This window comes from Leifsonia sp. NPDC058230, assembly GCF_042882245.1.
Taxonomy (GTDB): domain Bacteria; phylum Actinomycetota; class Actinomycetes; order Actinomycetales; family Microbacteriaceae; genus Leifsonia.
Genome location: NZ_JBHVWM010000003.1, coordinates 253,304 through 272,336, shown reverse-complemented (window position 1 = coordinate 272,336; position 19,033 = coordinate 253,304). Strand labels below are relative to the sequence as shown.

The 19,033-nt window shown below is 67.6% G+C and carries 20 protein-coding genes; 10 read left to right on the top strand and 10 right to left on the bottom strand.

What is annotated here, in order from left to right:
- Window positions 1-151: 151 nt before the first annotated feature.
- The 5 genes from ACFVV0_RS11150 to ACFVV0_RS11130 all read right to left on the bottom strand — a co-directional run bounded on the left by ACFVV0_RS11150 (window position 152) and on the right by ACFVV0_RS11130 (window position 6,128).
- Entirely contained in the window at window positions 152-1,657 is a 1,506-nt protein-coding gene (locus ACFVV0_RS11150; protein ID WP_387062539.1) for an alpha-N-arabinofuranosidase, read from the bottom strand.
- Between the two features lie 64 nt (window positions 1,658-1,721).
- On the bottom strand, window positions 1,722-2,639 hold the full coding sequence (locus ACFVV0_RS11145) for a carbohydrate ABC transporter permease (RefSeq protein ID WP_387062537.1): 918 nt from the start codon (window positions 2,637-2,639) through the stop codon (window positions 1,722-1,724).
- Window positions 2,636-3,589, bottom strand: coding sequence for a carbohydrate ABC transporter permease (locus ACFVV0_RS11140; protein WP_387062534.1), 954 nt, complete (start codon window positions 3,587-3,589; stop codon window positions 2,636-2,638). Before ACFVV0_RS11140 ends, ACFVV0_RS11145 begins: the two co-directional genes overlap by 4 nt.
- Window positions 3,590-3,655: 66 nt before the next feature.
- Entirely contained in the window at window positions 3,656-4,975 is a 1,320-nt protein-coding gene (locus tag ACFVV0_RS11135; protein ID WP_387062532.1) for an ABC transporter substrate-binding protein, read from the bottom strand.
- A 133-nt stretch (window positions 4,976-5,108) separates the two neighbouring features.
- On the bottom strand, window positions 5,109-6,128 hold the full coding sequence (locus ACFVV0_RS11130; RefSeq protein ID WP_387062526.1) for a LacI family DNA-binding transcriptional regulator: 1,020 nt from the start codon (window positions 6,126-6,128) through the stop codon (window positions 5,109-5,111).
- Window positions 6,129-6,281: 153 nt separating this feature from the next.
- Here ACFVV0_RS11130 and ACFVV0_RS11125 point away from each other — a divergent pair, with 153 nt between their 5' ends.
- The gene (locus ACFVV0_RS11125; RefSeq protein WP_387062523.1) at window positions 6,282-7,253 is read left to right on the top strand and encodes a phosphodiesterase; all 972 of its coding nucleotides are present in this window, start codon (window positions 6,282-6,284) and stop codon (window positions 7,251-7,253) included.
- Window positions 7,254-7,272: 19 nt separating this feature from the next.
- On the opposite strand, the gene ACFVV0_RS11120 is transcribed toward ACFVV0_RS11125, so the two are convergent.
- Entirely contained in the window at window positions 7,273-8,892 is a 1,620-nt protein-coding gene (locus tag ACFVV0_RS11120; RefSeq protein WP_387062520.1) for a stealth family protein, read from the bottom strand.
- Between the two features lie 147 nt (window positions 8,893-9,039).
- Between ACFVV0_RS11120 and ACFVV0_RS11115 the strand changes: the two genes are divergently transcribed.
- Complete coding sequence (locus ACFVV0_RS11115) at window positions 9,040-10,959, top strand: Na+/H+ antiporter NhaA (RefSeq protein WP_387062517.1); 1,920 nt, start codon at window positions 9,040-9,042, stop codon at window positions 10,957-10,959.
- Between the two features lie 23 nt (window positions 10,960-10,982).
- On the opposite strand, the gene ykgO is transcribed toward ACFVV0_RS11115, so the two are convergent.
- A complete protein-coding gene (ykgO, locus tag ACFVV0_RS11110) occupies window positions 10,983-11,105 on the bottom strand; it encodes a type B 50S ribosomal protein L36 (RefSeq protein ID WP_387062514.1) in 123 nt (40 codons plus the stop codon).
- A 96-nt stretch (window positions 11,106-11,201) separates the two neighbouring features.
- Here ykgO and ACFVV0_RS11105 point away from each other — a divergent pair, with 96 nt between their 5' ends.
- The gene (locus tag ACFVV0_RS11105) at window positions 11,202-11,894 is read left to right on the top strand and encodes an esterase/lipase family protein (protein WP_387062511.1); all 693 of its coding nucleotides are present in this window, start codon (window positions 11,202-11,204) and stop codon (window positions 11,892-11,894) included.
- Between the two features lie 161 nt (window positions 11,895-12,055).
- Here ACFVV0_RS11105 and ACFVV0_RS11100 read toward each other — a convergent pair whose 3' ends face one another.
- Together ACFVV0_RS11100 and ACFVV0_RS11095 are read right to left on the bottom strand one after the other, a co-directional pair.
- Window positions 12,056-12,373, bottom strand: coding sequence for a TetR family transcriptional regulator (locus ACFVV0_RS11100; RefSeq protein WP_387062509.1), 318 nt, complete (start codon window positions 12,371-12,373; stop codon window positions 12,056-12,058).
- A 103-nt stretch (window positions 12,374-12,476) separates the two neighbouring features.
- Window positions 12,477-12,983 carry a DUF6328 family protein gene (locus ACFVV0_RS11095; protein ID WP_387062506.1) on the bottom strand — a complete coding sequence of 169 codons (507 nt, stop codon included), beginning with the start codon at window positions 12,981-12,983 and terminating at the stop codon, window positions 12,477-12,479.
- A 160-nt stretch (window positions 12,984-13,143) separates the two neighbouring features.
- Between ACFVV0_RS11095 and ACFVV0_RS11090 the strand changes: the two genes are divergently transcribed.
- From ACFVV0_RS11090 to ACFVV0_RS11080, 3 genes are all read left to right on the top strand, one after another.
- Complete coding sequence (locus ACFVV0_RS11090; RefSeq protein WP_387062503.1) at window positions 13,144-13,317, top strand: hypothetical protein; 174 nt, start codon at window positions 13,144-13,146, stop codon at window positions 13,315-13,317.
- A 43-nt stretch (window positions 13,318-13,360) separates the two neighbouring features.
- Window positions 13,361-13,912: a hypothetical protein gene (locus ACFVV0_RS11085; RefSeq protein ID WP_387062501.1), complete on the top strand. Its 552-nt coding sequence runs from the start codon at window positions 13,361-13,363 to the stop codon at window positions 13,910-13,912.
- Between the two features lie 63 nt (window positions 13,913-13,975).
- Window positions 13,976-15,205, top strand: coding sequence for a MalY/PatB family protein (locus tag ACFVV0_RS11080; protein ID WP_387062498.1), 1,230 nt, complete (start codon window positions 13,976-13,978; stop codon window positions 15,203-15,205).
- A 9-nt stretch (window positions 15,206-15,214) separates the two neighbouring features.
- Here the strand turns inward: ACFVV0_RS11080 and ACFVV0_RS11075 are convergent, their stop codons facing one another.
- On the bottom strand, window positions 15,215-16,516 hold the full coding sequence (locus tag ACFVV0_RS11075; RefSeq protein WP_387062495.1) for an O-acetylhomoserine aminocarboxypropyltransferase/cysteine synthase family protein: 1,302 nt from the start codon (window positions 16,514-16,516) through the stop codon (window positions 15,215-15,217).
- Window positions 16,517-16,680: 164 nt separating this feature from the next.
- On the opposite strand from ACFVV0_RS11075, the gene ACFVV0_RS11070 reads away from it, so the two are divergent.
- From ACFVV0_RS11070 to ACFVV0_RS11055, 4 genes are read left to right on the top strand one after another with little or no spacing between them, the layout of a single operon-like run.
- On the top strand, window positions 16,681-17,031 hold the full coding sequence (locus ACFVV0_RS11070; RefSeq protein WP_387062492.1) for a PadR family transcriptional regulator: 351 nt from the start codon (window positions 16,681-16,683) through the stop codon (window positions 17,029-17,031).
- Between the two features lie 2 nt (window positions 17,032-17,033).
- Window positions 17,034-17,402 carry a DUF1048 domain-containing protein gene (locus ACFVV0_RS11065; RefSeq protein ID WP_387062489.1) on the top strand — a complete coding sequence of 123 codons (369 nt, stop codon included), beginning with the start codon at window positions 17,034-17,036 and terminating at the stop codon, window positions 17,400-17,402.
- A complete protein-coding gene (locus ACFVV0_RS11060) occupies window positions 17,399-18,238 on the top strand; it encodes an ABC transporter ATP-binding protein (protein WP_387062486.1) in 840 nt (279 codons plus the stop codon). The genes ACFVV0_RS11065 and ACFVV0_RS11060 overlap by 4 nt, the downstream gene beginning before the upstream one ends.
- A complete protein-coding gene (locus tag ACFVV0_RS11055; protein WP_387062483.1) occupies window positions 18,235-18,999 on the top strand; it encodes an ABC transporter permease in 765 nt (254 codons plus the stop codon). The genes ACFVV0_RS11060 and ACFVV0_RS11055 overlap by 4 nt, the downstream gene beginning before the upstream one ends.
- The last annotated feature ends 34 nt before the right edge of the window (window positions 19,000-19,033 follow it).

The following is a 19,033-nucleotide window of genomic DNA, read 5'->3' as shown; positions in this document are numbered from 1 at the left end:
GATGACCTCCGCGTGGGGGCAGGGGGGCGCCGGCGCGGCCCCCCCCCCCCCCCCCCCCGCCCCCCCCCCCCGCCCCCCCCCCCCGCCCCCCCCCCCCCCCCCCCCCCCCCCCGCCCCCCCCCCCCCCCCCGCGACTCGCGGCGCTGACCGGCTAGCGCGCCAGCGCGATCGCCGTCCAGGAGACGGGCGGAAGGGTCACCGTGAGGGTGCCGTCGGAGAGCTCGGCCGTCGCATCCTTCAGGCCCACCCGGTGCTGATCGGCGAGAGTGTTCTTCGCGTACACGTCGTCGTCGTGCAACGACACCGCCTCAGCCACGCGGGTGGCCTCGAAGCTGCGCGCGTCCACGGTCACGGTGATCGACTCGGTCTGGCTGCGGTTCACGAGGAACACCGCGCCGCGGCCGGACTCCTCGTCGAACGTCGCCACGGAGTCGACGAGATCGGCCGTTCCGTAGACCTCGGTCTCATAGGTCCCGGATGCGATCGACGGCTTGATCACGACGCCCTCTGCCAGGCGGCTGGTCACCGAGAAGGGGAAGAAGGTCGTCTGGCGCCAGGCGTCGCCACCCGGCTCCGTCATGATCGGCGCGATCACGTTGACGAGCTGCGCGAGGCTCGCCGAGGTGACGCGGTCGCTGTTCTTCAGGAGCGTGATCAGCAGGTTGCCCAGCACCACCGCATCCGCCACCGAGTAGACGTCCTCGAGCTGCCGCGGGGCGAGACGCCACTCGTCGTTGACCTCGTCGGAGGCCTGGTGCTCGTCCAGGTACCAGATGTTCCACTCGTCGAAGGAGAGGTTGATCGTCTTCTTGCTCTTGAGCTTGTGCTTCACATGGTCGGCGGTCGCGACGACCGTCTCGATGAAGTACTGCATGTCGAGCGACGACGCCAGGTAGGAGCCGAGGTCGCCCTTGCGCTCCTGGTAGTAGGCGTGGCACGAGACGAAGTCGACGTTCTCGTAGGTGTGCTCGAGCACGACCCGCTCCCACTCGCCGAAGGTCGGCATGCCCGAACCCGAGGAGCCGCAGACCACGAGCTCGAGGTCGGCGTCGGCCATCTTCATCGCGGCGGCCGTTCCGGCGGCCTTCTTGCCGTAGTCCTCGGCGCTCAGATGACCGAGCTGCCAGGGTCCGTCCATCTCGTTGCCGAGGCACCACATCCGGATGTCGTACGGCTCGGGCGAGCCGTTCGCGACTCGCAGGTCGCTGAGCGCCGTGCCCGAGGGGTGGTTCGTGTACTCCAGGAGGTCGAGCGCCTCGGCGATGCCGCGCGTTCCGAGGTTGACCGCCATCATCAGCTCGGAGCCGGTGAGCTTGCACCACCGGGCGAACTCGTCGACGCCCACCTGGTTCGACTCGAGCGAGTGCCAGGCGAGGTCGCGGCGCACGGGGCGGTTCTCGCGCGGTCCGATGCCGTCCTCCCACTTGTAGCCGGAGACGAAGTTGCCCCCGGGGTACCGGATGGTCGTCGACCCGAGCTCGCGCACGAGGTCGACGACGTCGCGGCGAAAGCCGTCGGCGTCGGCGGTCGGGTGTCCGGGCTCGTAGATCCCGTCGTAGACGCAGCGGCCGAGGTGCTCGACGAACGAGCCGAACAGCCGGCGGTTGACGGGGGCGACGACGGCGCCGCGATCGAGGGCGACGGAGGCGTTTGGCATGGAGATGGTTCCTAACTTCTTCGTGTGTTCGTGTGTTCGTGTGTTGTGTTGACTGTGATGCGGGCTACTTGACGCTGCCGAGCGACAGGCCGCCCTGCCAGTACCGCTGCAGGGTGAGGAACGAGACGACGAGCGGGATGATCGACAGCAGTGCGCCGGTGATCACCAGGTTCCACAGCGACTGACCACCCGTGTTGACCTGCGCCTGGGCCTGCAGGGCGCCCAGACCGACCGTCACCGGGAAGAGCTGCGGGTTCGAGAACATCACCAGCGGCAGGAAGAAGTTGTTCCACGTGCCCACGATGGACAGCAGCAGCACTGTGACGAGGGCCGGGCGCAGCAGCGGCAGCGCGACGCGGAAGAAGATGCGGATCTCCCCCGCGCCGTCGACCCGTGCGGCGTCGAGCATCTCGGTGGGGATCGCGTCCTGCGCATACACCTTCATCAGGTACACCGCGAACGGGTTGAGCATCGAGGGCAGGATGACCGCCCAGATCGTGTTGGTGAGGTGCGCGCCGCTCATCAGGACGAACAGTGGGATGACCAGCGCCGTCGCGGGAACCATCACCGAACCGAGCACGATCGCGAAGAACACCGAGCGACCGCGGAACGCGTATTGCGCGAAACCGTAGCCCGCGAGCACCGAGATCACTGTGGCCCCGAGGCCGCCCGTCAGTGCGTAGAGGAACGAGTTGCCCAGCCAGCGGGCGTACAGACCGCCCGAGTAGGTGAACAGCGACCCGATGTTCGAGAACAGGTCGAAATGCCCGGAGAACCAGAGGGGGCTCGTCGACCCGTCGAAGAGACTTTGCTGACTCTTGGTGCTCGCCACGATCAGCCACCAGAACGGCAGCGCGAAGTAGATGATGAACGCGGCGAGGATCAGGTGGGGAACGAGCGTGCGACCCGTGCGCCCGCCCTTCACGCGTCCGCTTGTCGTCGTCGTCGGCGCCGCTTCGCGCCGAGTCGCTGCGATGGTCATGACAGTAATCCACTTCTCTTGCGGGTCGCGACCATGAAGATGTACGACCCGATGAAGACGACGAGCCCCAGCGCGAAGGAGATCGCGGAGGCGTAGTTGAACTGGTGGTACGAGAACGCCAGCGTGTACGCGTAGATGTTCGGCGTGTAGCTGGCGGTGATCGACCCGGAGGCGAGCCCGCGCAGAATCTGCGGCTCGGTGAAGAACTGCAACGTTCCGATCAGGGCGAAGACCAGGATGAGCACCAGCGCCGACGAGATCATCGGGATCTTGATGCGCACCGCGGTCTGCCAGGCGTTGGCGCCGTCGACGCGAGCCGCCTCGTAGATCGAGGGATCGACCCCCTGAAGTGCTGCGTAGAGGATGATCATGTAGTAGCCGGCCCACTGCCAGGTGACGATGTTCACCAGGCTTCCGAAGATGTTGCCGTCGGAGAAGAAGTCGGGCGCCTGGAGCCCGAGCCAGCCGAAGACCTCCTGCGCCGGCCCGAAGCTCGGGCTGTAGAGGAAGCCCCACATGAGGGCGCCGATCACGGCGGGCACCGCGTACGGCACGAAGATCATCAGTCGCGAGAAGCGTGCGAACCGCGTCGTGATCGCGTCCAGCAGCAGGGCCGCGACGAGCGACACGAGCATCTGGATGGGGATGAGCACCAGCGAGAACCCGACCACCAGCCCGACGCCCTGCAGGAACAGCGGATCGGTGAACGCCTTCGCGTAGTTGTCGAACCACACCCAGTGGGTGCCGGTGGCGACCGTCTTGTTCTGCATGCTGAGTACGAAGGCGTACACCAGCGGCACGAGCAGGAAGAGGGTGAGGAAGACGCCGAACGGGGCGACGAAGAACCAGCCCCAGCGGGCGCGCCGCCGGGCGACGGGGTCGCGGCGTCGGTTGCGCGTGATGAGCGGGCGGGCGCCGGCCGGGGCCGGCGCGAAAGTCGTATCAGCCATGAGGTTTCCTTTCCGTGCGCGGGCGGGGCTGCCGGAGCCTGCCCCGCCCGCGCATCCGGGATGCGGCTACTGGGAGACCGTGTAGCCCTGGCCCTTGGCGTAATCGACGACGGCCTTCTGGTAGTCGTCGAGCGCTGCGGACGGCGTGGACTTGCCCTTGTTCGTGGCGTTGATCGCCACCGTGAGCTTGTCGTAGGCGAGGTTCTGGAACGGGCTGAACTGGAAGCCCTTGTAGTCCGTCGCGGCGGTGAGGAAGACGTCGTTGTTGATCTGCTGACCACCGAAGAACGGGTACTCGAGGTTCTTGAAGTAGTCGGAGGTCAGGATGGGCTTCCACAGCGGGAAGAGGGCCGCCTTCTCGATGCCGAGCTTCCAGGCCTCTTCCGTTCCGAAGATCCCCGTCGCCACTTCGGCCGCGGCCTTCTTGTCCTTCGCCTGGGTGCTCACCGCGAAGGCCGACCCGCCGATGTTGACCTGGGTCGCGTCGGAGCCCGACCACTGGGGCAGCGGGGCCGCGCGCCAGACCGCATCCTTGTCGGCGCCGGTGAAGCCCTTGAGGTAGCCGGGCAGCCAGGCCGCCGCGATCACGCTGGCGTAGGTTCCGTCGACGAGGTGGGTGTTGTAGTCGGTCGTGGAGGCGTCTTCGGTGCCGACGAGCTTCTTCTGCACCAGGTCGTTCCAGTAGGTCAGCACTTTGTTGCTCGGCTCGTCGTTCAGCTTGACGGTGACGTCGGTCTTGCTGGAGACCGTGTACGGCTGCGAACCGGCCTGGGCGAAGAGGGCCTGCTGGTAGGAGCGGCCGTTTCCGGGGAAGTTCGTCATCTTCGACTTCGAGCCGGCGTCCTTCAGCTTCTGCGCGTCGGCCGCGTACTCCTCCCAGGTGGTCGGGACGCTGAGACCGTACTTGTCGAAGATGTCCTGGCGGTACAGCATGCCCACCGGTCCACCGTCGACCGGGATGGCGTAGACGGAGCCGTTGCTCGACTCGTCCGACCATGCGCCCTCGGAGTAGTTGTCCTTGACCTTGTCGGCGCCGAGCTTGGAGAGGTTCTCGATCGCGCCCTGGGCGATGTAGCTCGGAACCACCTCGGTCTCGAGCATGACCACATCCGGTGCGCCCGATCCTGCTTCGGAGGCCGTCGAGAACTTGGTGTACTCGTCGTTGCCCGCACCCGCGTTCGTCCAGCAGATCTGCACGTCGGTGTGGTTCTTGTTGAAGAGGTCGACGACGGGCTCGAATTCGGGGTACCACGCCCACATCGTCACCTGGGTGGCGTCGGGGTTGACGATCTTGTTCTGACAGCTGGATGCTGCGGCGCCCGAGCATCCGGTGAGCCCGACGGCGGCCGCGGCGATGACCAGGCCGGCTGCGAGGAGCTTTTTCATGGAGTTCCTTTCGCGGTGTGCAGGACACCTTTGTCTGCTTCGCGCGGTGAGGGCCGGCGCGATTACAACGTTGTAGGTAAACGTTGTAGCTACATAATGCGGGCCACCGCGACTGCTGTCAAGGCGCGGGCGCTCAGCGCGCGGAGAACCCCGTCGATTCGCGCTCGACCACTCGGAAGCCCGCCTCGAACTCGCGCGGCGGCAGCGCCGCGGCGGGGTCGGCGATGCGCTCGATGAGCACCGAGACCGCGGTGCGCGCGATCTCCTCGCGGCCGGGGTCGATCGTCGACAGCGACGGCAACGAGTACCGAGTCTCGTCGATGTCGTCGAACCCGATCACCGCCACCTCGTCGGGCACCCGGATGCCCTTCTCCTGCAGCACCCGCATCGCACCGAGCGCGATCGAGTCGTTGAAGGCCACCACGGCGTCGAACTCCAGTCCGCTGTCCAGGGCCGCCCGCATCGCCTCGGCACCGTCGGAGCGATGCCAATTGCCCACGTTCACGATCAGCCGCTCGTCGACGGGACGGCCGGCGGCCTCCAGAGCCTGCCGGTAGCCGGTCAGCCGCAGCCCGGCCGAGCCGATGACTTCGTGCTCGTGGGCACCGAACGCGAGGATGCGCCGGCGTCCGAGCTCGATCATGTGCTCAGTCGCCGCCCGCGACGCCGCGACGTTCTGCATCGTGACGTGATCGGCGGGCCCGTTGAAGATCCGCTCGCCGAGCAGCACGAGCGGTGTGGGGATGTCGAGCAGCGCGGCATCCTCCTGCCCGAGCGCGAGAACGCTGAACAGGATCCCGTCGACCATGCGCATCCTCGGACCGTGCAGCACCTCGAGCTCGCGCTCGCGGATACCCCCGCTCTGCTGGATCATCACGACCAGGTCGTGTTCTGCGGCGGCGCGCATCACCGCGTCCGAGAGTTCGGCGAAGTAGGCGTTCTTGAGGTCGGGGATGATCAGGCTGATCACGCCGGTCCGTCCCGACCGCAGACCACGCGCGGACAGGTTCGGCTGATACCCGAGTTCACGGATCGCTTCGAGCACCCGGGCCTTGGTGCTCTCCCGGATGTGCGGATAGTCGTTGATCACGTTCGACACGGTCTTGATCGAGACCCCGGCGGCCCGTGCGACGTCGTGCAGCGTTACGGCCACCAACCCCTCCTCCAGCGGCAGGTCGTCGGGTCCGTGCTCGCTCAGTAGGAACCCTACAACGATGCAGACGGCGGTCGGCGATGTCGCCGACGTGTTCCAACTCGCCGCCGCATGTCCACCCCACGTTCAGATTCGCCTGCTGGGATGTGAGTCATGAGCACGCAGGCGCAGGCCACGCGAATCGCAGAGTACCCTCGGCCGAGCCATTTCCTGGTCCATCTGAGCGACACCCACCTCATCACCGGCGACGGACTCCTCTACGACGCGGTCGACGCGGACGCCCACCTCCGGCAGATCTTCGACGAATTCGAGGCGGCGGGCGCGCATCCCGAGGCCATCGTGCTGACCGGCGATCTCGCCGACAAGGGCGACCCGGCGGCCTACGCCAAGCTGCGCCGGATCGTCGAGCCGGCGGCGGCACGGATGGGCGCCGAGATCATCTGGGTCATGGGAAACCACGACAACCGCGCGGCCTTCCGCTCTGAACTGCTCGACCTCCCGCCGTCGATGCAGACGGTCGACCGCGTGCACGACGTGAACGGCCTGCGCGTCATCGCGCTCGACTCGACCGTGCCGGGCGCGCACCACGGTGAGGTCACGAGCGCCCAGCTCGACTGGCTGGCCGCGGAGCTCTCCACACCGGCGCCGCACGGCACGATCCTCGCCATGCACCACCCGCCCGTCCCGAGTGTGCTCGACCTGGCCGTCGCCGTGGAGCTGCGCGACCAGTGGGCCCTCAGCGAGGTGCTCGAGGGGTCGGATGTGCGCAGCATCATCGCCGGGCACCTCCACTACTCCACGAACGCGACCTTCGCCGGCATCCCCGTGTCCGTCGCCTCGGCCACCTGCTACACGCAGGACCTCAACGTTCCCGTCGGCGGCACGCGCGGCCGCGATGGCGCGCAGGCGTTCAATCTGGTGCACGTCTACGGGACCACGGTGCTGCACTCGGTCGTCCCGATCGGAACCTACCCGACCGTCGGCACGCGGGTGACGGCGAACGAGTCGGCTGCGATGCTGCGCGAATCGAACGTGCTCGTGCCGCCGGCCGACTTCGGCAAGCGCGTCCCTGCAGACGCCTACAACCCGCCGACCGAGCCGCTGGACATTCTCGCGGGCGTCTGACGCCGGGAGCACATCGGCGTCACTCCGCCCCTGCGGCCTTCTCCCACGGGGCGCGGATCGGGAAGTACCGTTCCAGGAACTCGACGACGATCGACGCGCGTTCCTCGGCGGAGACCTCCGGAAAGCTGCCGTCGTTGAGGCAGAACAGGTCGAACTCGCGCTTCTTGAGCATCCCGGGCAGCGAGTTCAGCGCCGAGCGTGCCGTGGTGTCGACGTAGCGCACGGTGGCGTTGTCCTGCTGCACAGCGCGGCCCGTCAGGAGCGCGTAGTAGTGGTAGAGCGAGTTGGTGACCGAGATGTCCGTCGCCGAGCGGAACTGGCTGCGCTGCGTGCGTGCGAAATCCTTGGGGAACTCCCGCTCCAGCTCGAGTAGCACGCTCTTGCGAAGCGGGGCGGCCGCGTGCTCGAGATGCCGCGTGATGAGCCGGTCGAACCGCTCCATCAGCAGACTCCGGTTGACGCGTGCGGCGTTCTCGAAACCGCTGCGCCCCGGATCGCTCTCTCCGAGCCCGATGCGCGTCTGCGCCTCGATGAACTTGGTCACGCCGCCCGGCGAGAAGAACATGCTCGGCTGCACCGGCCGGCCGAAGAACATGTCGTCGTTCGAGTAGAGGAAGTGCTCGCTGAGCCCCTCGATGTGCTGCAGCTGACTCTCGACGGCCTGCGAGTTGTGGGTCGGCAGCGCCTCCGGGTCGGTGAAGAACTCCTCGCTCCGCACCACCTGAACCGACGGATGCTCGTCGAGCCACGCCGGCCGCGGCGAGTCGGTCACGATGAAGATCTTGCGCACCCACGGCGCGAACAGGTACACGGAGCGCAGCGCGTACTTCAGCTCGTCGATCTGTCGGAAGCGCGCCTCGGAGTCGTCGCCCTCCCCCACGACGTAGCTGCGCATCCGCTTCGCGCGGGCCCGCTGGAATTCGATGTCGGCGCCGTCGACCCAGGAGAAGACGATGTCGATGTCGAAACGGACGTCGGAGGCGTGGGGATCGAACATGCCGCGCAGGGTGTTCCAGGAGCGGCCGTAGAGGTCGACCGTCGTTCGCACATCCTCGGAGCGCGGCAGGAGCCGACGGGTCAGGGAGTTCTCGACCGGGCAGTCGATGAAGTCGTCGCCGAAGCGCCAGAGCTGCAGTTCGACTCCGGTGGAGGCGCCGTAGCTCAGACCGCCGATCGGTTCGGTGCGCGGCCGGTACAGGCGGAAGATGCGTGCTTTGCGCTTGGGCGACAGCTCCCCCGAGTTGACGAGCACCGGCCCCGCCTTGCTGTCGATCGTCTTCGAGTACATGGGCTCGTCCTCGCAGGCGCGGGCGAGCACGTCCGTCAGCTTCGATTTGAGGCTCTGGTCGACGGCGATCACCGGCCGCTCGTCGTTGCCGCGCACGAGGAGGAACTCGATGCCCGCGTCGTTCAGCACGTCGCCGATGAAGAGGAGGTCTTCGACGAGCGCCTGGTGGGGCGTCAGTGTCGCGTTGACCAGGCGGGCGACGCCCTTGCGCACCACGACATCGGGTCGCTTGTGCGTGTTCGGCCACGACCTCGGAACGGCACCGATCCCTTCCGCCGGGCCGAACTCGCCCTCCGGTTCGGAGGCAGGCTCGAGCGAAAGGTTGTGGGTTGCGGCGCTCCCAGTTGTCATGGTCCCCCATCGAAGTCAGGCGCGGCCCTGGCAGCCACCCCAGAAGAGTACGGCAAGCGGCTGCGAATACGTGCAATATCAGGCGTCCGCACCGGCTAGGGTGCCAACGAGGGATCCACCCGCACGGAGGAACGAGGTGCACCGGCGATGACAGACACGACCGAGCGCACGCACACGGGCCGAACGGTCTGGTCGGGCAGCTTCGCCGGGCAGGTCAGCAGCTTTCTCCGTACGGAGTCCGGGAGCTCGGGGGTGCTCGTCGCGGCGATCGTCGCTGCTCTGATCTGGGCGAACGTTCCCGGCGGAACCTACGAGGCGGTCTGGGAGGCGCCCCTCTCGTTCGACTTCAACGGGCTGCCGCTCACCATGGACCTGCGCGAGTGGGTCAGCAGCGGGCTGATGACGTTCTTCTTCCTCGTCGTCGGGCTCGAAGCGCGGAGAGAGCTCGACCTCGGGAGCCTGCGTGACCGCAAGCAGTTCCTCATCCCGTTCGCCGCGGGCCTCACCGGCATGGTGATCCCGGTGCTGATCTTCCTGCTCATCAACCTCGGCGGTCCGGGTGCGCACGGCTGGGGCGTCGCGATGTCGACGGATACGGCACTCGCGCTCGGCCTGCTCACTCTCGTCGGCCGCCACCTGCCGGAACGGGTGCGCGGTTTCCTGCTGACCGTGTTCATCGTGGACGACCTCGTCGCGCTCCTGGTCATCGCGGTCGTATACAGCACGAACATCCAGTTCGTGCCGCTCGTCGTCGCGGTGCTCGCCTTCGCGACGATCCCGATCATGCATCGGTGGGGGCGCCTGCCCGCCGTGTTCTTCGTGATCGCCGGCGTCGTCTGCTGGGGCGCCCTGCTGTTCAGCGGCGTCGATCCGGTCGTCGCCGGCCTCGCGATCGGTCTCGCGGCCCCGGCATTCTCGCCCCGACGGGAGAACCTCCAGGAGACGAGCCTCCGCTTCCGCCAGTTCCGGGAGCAGCCGACAGCGGGAACCGGGAAGTCCGTGGTCGTCGCCATCCTCAGCACGACGTCGCCCAACGAGCGCCTGCAGGAGATCCTCCACCCGTGGACGAGCTTCGTGATCGTCCCGCTGTTCGCGCTGGCCAACGCGGGCATCCACATCAACGCCGACTTCCTCGCCGCGGCGTTCACGTCGCCCATCACGCTCGGCATCGTGTTCGGGTACGTGATCGGCAAGCCGGTCGCCGTGCTCGGCGCATCCTGGCTGATCGCCATGATCACGCGCGGCCGCGTGCGACCCCCGGTGGGCTGGGCGTCCGTGGCCGGAAGCGGCACCATCGCGGGCGTCGGGTTCACGGTGGCCGTGCTGATCGCCGGGCTGGCCTTCCAGGGCGAGCAGCTCGATCAGGCCAAAGTCGGCGTGCTCGCGGCCGCGCTCATCGCCTCGATCATCACCTGGCTGGTGTTCCAGGTCACCGCGACGCTGCCGCCCGCGATGCGCGCCCGTGCCATCCTGGGCGAGCCCACCGAACTGCTCGATCTCGCGCGACCCGTGGATCCGCGCCGGGACCACGTGCGCGGCCCGCGCAACGCATCCGTCACCGTGGTCGAGTACGGCGATTTCCAGTGCCCGTACTGCGGCCGCGCCGAGCCGGCGGTGCGCGAGCTGATGGAGGATGCGGACATCCGTTTCGTCTGGCGGCACCTCCCGATCTCCGAAGTGCACCCGCACGCGCAGCAGGCCGCCGAAGCCTCCGAGGCGGCGGCGTCGCAGAGCGCGTTCTGGGAGCTGCACGACCTCATGCTGACGCGCCAGGATCACCTGCGGGTGACCGAGCTCACCACCTACGCGGACGAACTCGGCCTGGACTCCCGGCGCTTCCAGATGGAACTGAACTCGGGCGTCTACGCATCACGCGTGGACGAGGACATCGAGTCCGCCGACCTGAGCGGCGCATCCGGCACCCCCACCTTCTTCATCAACGGCCGTCGGCACTACGGCGCCTACGACGCCGCGTCGCTGCAGATCGCCGTCGCCGAGGCCCGGGATGTTGCGCGCGGCCGGTCCCGCTCGGCCGGCCCCGAGACGCGGAAAGGGCGCGAAGCCTGATGCTTCGCGCCCTTCCGTTCCGCTCAGCCCTGGCGGGCCTTCATGCGCGGGTTCTTCTTGTTGATGACGAATGTACGTCCCCGACGGCGCACGATCTGCGCCCCGGACATCTGCTTGAGCGAGCTCAAAGAGTTGCGGACCTTCATGGCGACCTCCCGTATTGACAACTATTCTCAACAACAACGAGTGGCCGGGTTTTATTCTCGCGGCGCGCAGGTTGCCCAACTCTCCGAGGCAGCGGCGTGAGACTGGGCCGCCGAGCCGGCATCTGGGCGCTCGACTACCTCTACGCCGCCTGGCACCAGGTGCGAGCCGCATTCAGCCGCGACCGGCCAGAGTCGCTTCTCACCGGCTCCGGCTCCCTCGCCCCGGTCGTGCTGATCCCCGGCATCTTCGAGACCTGGCGCTTTCTGCTTCCGCTCGCCCGTCACGTGCACCGCCTCGGGCATCCGGTGCACGTCGTCGCCGCGCTCGGACTCAACCGGACGACCCTGAGCGAGGGCGCCGACCTCGTCGCGACGTACCTCGAGACGCACGACCTGCGGGAGGTGGCGATCATCGCCCACAGCAAAGGCGGGCTCATCGCCAAGCACCTGTTGTCGACGCCGGAGGGCGCGAGCCGCGTCGGACTCGTCATCGCGGTCAGCACCCCGTTCGGCGGCTCGGCCTACGCCCGGTACTTTCCCGTGCGGAGCGTGCGCGCCCTCGCACCGACGGACGCCGCCCTGCTGAGGCTCGCCGGCGATCGTGCAGTCAACGAGAGGATCGTGTCCGTGTACGGATGGTTCGACCCTCACATCCCGGGCGGCAGCGAGCTGATCGGCGCACGCAACGTCCGGGTGCCTGTGGGCGGCCACTTCCGCATCCTCGGGTCGCGGCCGCTGCTCGACGTCATCGACGACTGCCTGAGCCCCAGCCGTCGACCGTCCGGATGATCGGGCGCCAGACGCAATAGCGCGGCGACCGGATGGGGGAATCCGGCCGCCGCATCACCGGGGCTGCAGTTGCGTCGACCGACTCCTGCGGTTCGAGTCCGAACTCTCGGTACGACCTGCCATCCGGGATGAGGCCCAAGCTATCGGACAGGCCGCACATGTCAATCCCCCAGCGTCGACGGGCCCTGACGGATCGAGAAGGAGTTGTCGTCGGTGACCAGCAGCAGCTCCAAGCCCTGATCGTGCCGCAGGACGACGAGCGACGACTCGTCCGACTCGATCACCCGCTCCACCTGGCGGAGGAAGATCTGGGCCATCTCATCGGAGACGACGAACTCCCGTCCGAGAGCGTGCACGATGAAGCAGGGCGCTGCCGAACCGGGAGTGCCGACGTGGGTCTCCGTACGGAATTCGGCGACACGGCCGATGTCGACGGCGTGCGATGAGCGGTGGATCCGGTCGGATGTCTGAAGGGACACAGGTGACCTCCCTCGAGTGTGTGCTCCCGAGGGTACGGACGGAAGGTGCCCGGGGACAGGGGCTTGACTTCCGCCGTGTTCGCCGCATCCCGTTCGCCGCGCCCTACCTCCCGCGCCGCCGCAGCAGAACCGGCACCACGATCCACAGCACCAGGACCAGCACGAAGATCGCTGCGCCCGCGATCACCCCCGCCGGCCAGGAGAGCAGGAAGTCGAAGATGAACAGCACGATGCCGGTGAACAGCAGCGAGCTCGCTCCCAGGCAGACCATGAGGATCGTGTTCGAGGTCTTCACGAGCTGTTCCTTGGCGCCCCGACGGAAGAGGAGGCGATGCAGGCTGACCGGGGCCAGCGCGAGCAGCGTCACGATGACGGCGATGACGACGAGCACCAGGTAGACCCCGACGTCGAACGGCTCGAGCTCGGTGAAGCGTTGCTGGAACGGCAGCGTGAGAAGGAACCCGGCGAGGATCTGCGTGCCGGTCTGCAGTACCCGGAACTCCTGCAGCAGCTCGTTCCAGTTGCGGTCGTAGCGCTCGTTCGCGGTCTCTTGACGGCCGTCCCCTGGGAGCGCGTCCACGAACGCGTCGGACGGGGCTTCTCCACTCATACCCGGAATTTACGCCGTCGCGCCCTCCGGACAAACCCGTCGCGTTCGCCTTCTTGTCCGCGAACCTTGCCGCGGGTGCACCCGGGGGCGTAGTTTCGGGCCATCGGGGAAGGCACGCCGATCGCCGCGACCGGATCCCCGCGACCAAAGAAGGCCCGGCATGAAAACAGGCATCGCTCTCGTCATCTCGCTCGTGCTCTTCCTCGGCGGCCTCTACCTGATGGGCCTCGCCGTCGAGTTGCCCGCCTGGCAGGCACTGGTCTTCTTCTCGGGGATCATCGCGGTCGCGCTGTCGTTCGCGATCCCCATCCATGTGCTGCCAGCATTCGACTAGCGCGCGCCTGAGAAGACCCGAGAACGCCCGAGGGAGGTCCATCGTGACCACGACAAGAGATCCTCGTACCGGCAATGCTCCGAAGGGGCGACGCAGGCTGGCAGCCGCCGGCTCCCTCATCCTGGGCGCCGCGCTCCTCGCCGGGCTGACCGGATGCGACCTGTACGCCCCGCAGGAGACCCTGAAGATCAAGGAGGCGGCCGACGGCGTCAACGGCAGCGTCGGTGACATCACGGTCGGCAACGCCGTTCTGATCTCGAGTAACGGGAACACCGCCAACCTCGTCGTGACGTTCGTCAACGGGGGCGACGACAGTCGCAGCGTGCAGGTCGAGAAGGGGAGCGGATCGCCGCAGACGCACTCGGTGACGGTTCCTCCCGGCGCCCCCGTCGTCGTCGGGGTGCCCGGGAGTCAGCTCATCATCTTCACCGGTCTCGACGTCATCCCGGGTGCCCTGTTCCCCGTGTACTTCACGAGCGAGGGCGAGACGGGCGATCTGCTCGACGTTCCGGTGCTCGACGGCGCGCTGCCGCAATACGCAGACCTCACCCCCGCGAAGGTCACGGAGGCGAGCCAGGAGTCGGACGTTCCCTAGCCCCCGGATTCACACTTCGACACATGACTGGCGGTGACGCCCCTCGGGAGAGAGGGTTGTCGCATGACCGGCATCGAGGCGCGTCCCCTCGCGGACCTGCGAGCGCGCAGAACCAGCATCAAGTGGCACCGCTTCCCCGCGGACGTGCTGCCGATGTCGGTCGCCGAGATGGACTTCGAGATCGCCCCTGCTATCGCTCAGACCGCCATCGACCACCTGCTGCGTTCGGACACCGGATACCTCGACTCGCCCGGCCCGCTGGCCGCCGCGTTCGCCGACTTCGCCCTCAGCGCCTGGGGATGGCAGGTCGACGAATCCCGCGTGCACCTCGCCACCGATGTGACCGTGGGGGTGCTTGAGACCCTTCGGCTGGCCCTCCCGCACCTGGGCGGCCGGGTGGTGCTCACACCGCCGGTCTACGCTCCGTTCTACGAGATGGTCGGCGAGGCCCGCGCGGAGGCGATCGAGGTTCCGCTCCGCGAAGACGCAGGCTGGTCGCTCGATCTGGCCGCGCTCGAAACGGCCTTCGCCTCCGGTGCGGATGCGATCCTGCTCTGCAATCCGCACAACCCGACGGGGCGCTCCCATGGTCGTGACAGCCTGGAGGAGCTCGCCCGCCTGGCCGCCCGTTACGACGTGCTGGTGATCAGCGACGAGGTGCACGCCCCGCTCACGCATCCGGGTTCGACGTTCACTCCGTTCGGGATCGTCGCCCGCGAGGCCTCGGCCCGGTCGGTGACGGTGACGTCCGCCAGCAAGGGCTGGAACCTCGCCGCGCTCAAATGCGCGATCGCGATCGCGAACGACGCGGCGACGGCCGCGATGCTCACCCGGTTTCCCGAGGAGCTCGCGGCACGCACCAGCATCATCGGACTCCACGCGAACATCGCGGCGTTCTCCTGTCAGGCGTGGCTGAACGACACGGTCGACCGGATCGCCGACAACTACCGCCTGCTCACCCGCGAGTTGAGCATCCATCTCCCCGACGTGCACGCGCTGAGACCGGACGCCGGATACCTGGTCTGGCTCGACCTGCGATCACTCGGCTGGGGCGACGACCCCGCTGCAGAACTGCTGTCGCGAGCGCGGGTGGCTGTGAACTCGGGGCCGTCGTTCGGCCCGGGCGGTCACGGATTCGCGCGGATGAACATCGCCTGCGACCCGGCGACGATCAGCGAGGCCGTGCGCCGGATCGCCGCGGCCGTCCGTTCCGGTGAGTCGCAGCGCGAAGCGGCCGCGCTCGAACCCGCCGCGCCTCAACCCGCCGCCCTCGTCGCTGCCCGGGTCGGCTGACCCCGCCCCTCACGCCTCCGCCGCGGCGCGAAGCGCGCGCGACAGATCGGCGATGATGTCCCGCGCGCTCTCCAGCCCGATCGAGAGCCGGATGAGCCCGGGAGTGATGCCCGCATCGAGCCGCTCCTGCTCGGTGAGCTTGGCGTGGATGGTGCTGCCGAGGTGGATCGCCAGCGTGCGCACGTCCCCGATGTGCGTCATCGGGCTGACGAGTTCGAGGGCGTCGATGAAGCGGCGCGCGGCCGGCCTGCCCCCGTCGAGTTCGATCGTGACGACCGCTCCCGCGCCACGCGGGAGGTAGCGCTGTGCCCGTGCGTAGAACGGATCCGACGGGAGGCCCGGATACGACAGGGCGGCCACCTCCGGCTGGACGGCCAGCCATCGCGCGACCTCGAGCGCGTTCGCGACGTGCTTGTCCATCCGCAATGACAGCGTCTCGATGCCGTGGAGCAGGAGGAACGTACTGGTGGGCGGCACCGTCGGCCCGTATTCGAGCACGGTCACCGTGCGCAGATAGCCCAGGTACGCCGACGCCCCGAACCGCTCCACGAACGACGGGACGCCGGGCCGGGGCGGCTGCACGAGGTGCGGGAACCTGTCGCCGTTCGCCGCCCAGTCGAACCTGCCACCGTCGACGATCGCACCTCCGATCACGGAGCCGTGCCCGGCCAGCCACTTGGACGTCGAGTGGATGACGATGTCGGCGCCCCACTCGATCGGCCGGCACAGATACGGAGTCGCGACCGTGCTGTCGACCACCAGTGGGACCCCGGCGGCGTGCGCGATGCCGGCAAGCCGTTCGAGGTCGACGACCTGGTTGAGCGGATTGGGGATGGTCTCGGTGTAGATCGCCCTGGTCCGGTCGGTGACGCGCGACGCCCACTCGGATTCGTCGGCGTCGTCCGGGACGTACTCGACCTCCAGTCCCTGCCTCCGAAGCGCTCCACGGAACATCTCCCGCGTGCCCTCGTACAGCGACCTCGTGGCCAGGATGTGGTCCCCCGCACGAGCGAGCGCGAACAGGGCCGCAGCGATCGCCGCCTGCCCGCTGCTCACGACGATCCCGTCGACGCCGCCCTCGAGATTGGCGAGCCGCTGACCGGCGACGGCATTCGTGGGGTTCTCGTTCCTGGAGTACGCGCGAAACCCGCTCCGGCCGGCGAACCGCTCCTCGCCGTCGTCGAAGTCGGAGAACACGTAGCCGGCGGTCTGGTAGATCGGGGTGACCCGCGCGTTCGTCTGTGCGTCGATCACAGCACCCGCGTGGATCTGCCGCGTCTCGAAATCCTGGTCTCCATCAGCTTGGGACATGAAGAGACTGTAGAACCTGGGCCCGGCCGGCCGCTGCCTTTCGGGAAACACAAGGTCTCACGAACCGCGTCAGGAATCGATGGAAATTGCCTCTTGCGCGGTCACTATTCGGTGTTACTATCTAGTGGTAGTCAGCAACACTGAGTAGTCGAAAGGAGGGTTCCATGAGCAAGCAGATGACCGAGATGCTGAAGGGCACGCTCGAGGGCGTCGTCCTCGCGATCCTGGCGGTGCAGCCTGCATACGGATACGAGATCACGGCACGGCTGCGCGAGCAGGGCTTCTCCGACATCGTCGAAGGCACCGTCTACGCGCTGCTGGTCAGGATCGAGCAGCGGGGCTTCGTGGACGTCACGAAGGTCCCGTCCGAGAAGGGGCCGCCGCGCAAGGTCTACTCGCTGAACGCACAGGGCGGCGAGTACCTCGAAGAGTTCTGGAGGAGCTGGAGCTTCCTCGCTGAACGGATCGAACAGCTCCACCAACACACCGAACACCCGCAGCAAGAAGGAGAGTAATCATGGCCGCCAAGTGGATCGAGACCCTCACCGGGTCCCTTGAGCAGAAGAAGCAGTACAAGCAGGACAAGGCCCGCATCGACGCGCTCCCCGAGCCGTACGGAACGGCAGCGAAGGCGATGCACCGGTACTTCATGTACTACGGCGGGATCACCGACGGCGACACCCTCATCACGATGTTCGGCGACCTGGCCGACCTGTGGGAGCGGGCCGCCGTCGACGGGACGCCCGTTCGCGACATCGTCGGCGACGACCCGGTCGAATTCGCCGAGACCTTCGCGCAGGCCTACACCGGCACGCAGTGGATCGACAAGGAGCGCGCTCGCCTGACCAAGGCGATCGAGGACGCTGAGCGAGAGGAGCAGAAATGACCACCGAACCCGCGATCCGGGTGCAGGGCATCCGAAAATTATTCAAAGATCTGAACGTGCTGCAGGGCGTCGAATTCGACGTCGCGGCCGGGAGCATCTTCGCGCTGCTCGGCTCGAACGGCGCAGGCAAGACCACGCTGGTGCGCATCCTGTCGACACTGCTGAAGTCGGACGCCGGCACCGCGACCGTGCACGGCTTCGACGTCGCCGCCCAGCCGGGCGACGTGCGCCAGTCGATCAGCCTGACAGGCCAGTTCGCTGCGGTCGACGAAGTACTCACCGGCCGGGAGAACCTGGTGCTGGTCGCCCGGTTGCGTCACCTGAAGAACCCGGGTGCGATCGCCGACGAACTCCTCACCCGCTTCTCGCTCACCGACGCGGGCAACCGCAAGGCGTCGACGTACTCGGGTGGCATGCGACGCCGGCTCGACATCGCGATGAGCCTGATCGGCAACCCGCCGATCATCTTCCTCGACGAGCCGACGACAGGGCTCGATCCGCAGGCGCGCATCGAGGTCTGGCAGACCGTCAAGAAGCTCGCCGGGCAGGGGACGACCGTGCTCCTCACGACGCAGTACCTCGACGAGGCCGAGCAGCTCGCCGACCGCATCGCGATCCTGCACAAGGGCACGATCATCCAGAACGGAACCCTCTCCGAGCTCAAGCAGCTCCTCCCGCCGGCCAAGGTCGAATACGTCGAGAAGCAGCCCTCGCTCGAGGACGTCTTCCTCGCCCTCGTCGGCGAGACCGGCGAGACCGACGAGACCAACGAGTCCGGCACCTCCGACGACGACCGCACCGACAGCGCGGTCCCCGAACGAAAGGCATCCCGATGACCACCAACGTCCTCGGCGACACCGGCGTCCTCACCGGCCGCTCACTGCGCCACATCCTCCGCAGCCCCGACACGATCATCACCACCGCGGTCACCCCGATCGCGCTGATGCTCCTGTTCGTGTACGTTCTGGGCGGCGCGATCAACACCGGTTCCGACGAGTCGTACGTCGACTACATGCTCCCCGGAATCCTGCTCATCACGATCGCATCCGGCATCGCGTACACCGCCTACCGGCTGTTCCTCGACCTGCAGGGCGGGATCTTCGAACGATTCCAGTCCATGCCGATCGCGAGGTCGAGCGTGCTGTGGGCGCACGTGCTCACCTCCCTCGCGGCGAACCTGGTCTCGGTCGCGATCGTCATCGGCGTCGCGCTGATCATGGGGTTCCGTACCGGGGCATCGGTCGGCGTCTGGCTCGCGGTCGCCGGCATCCTGATCCTGTTCACCCTCGCCCTGACCTGGCTCGCGGTCATCGCCGGCCTCACTGCCAAGACCGTCGACGGCGCGAGCGCCTTCAGCTACCCGCTGATCTTCCTGCCGTTCATCAGCTCGGCGTTCGTGCCCACTGATTCGATGCCCGCTCCGGTGGCCTGGTTCGCCGAGAACCAGCCCGTGACCTCGATCGTGAACACCATCCGGGCGCTGTTCGCCGAGGAGCCGGTCGGGAACGACATCTGGATCGCCCTCGCCTGGCTCGTCGGCATCCTGGTCGTCGCGTACGCCTTCGCGATCGCCGCCTACCGCCGCAAGATCAGCTGAGGCCGCCCGCACGACGACGCCCGCCTTCCCTTCA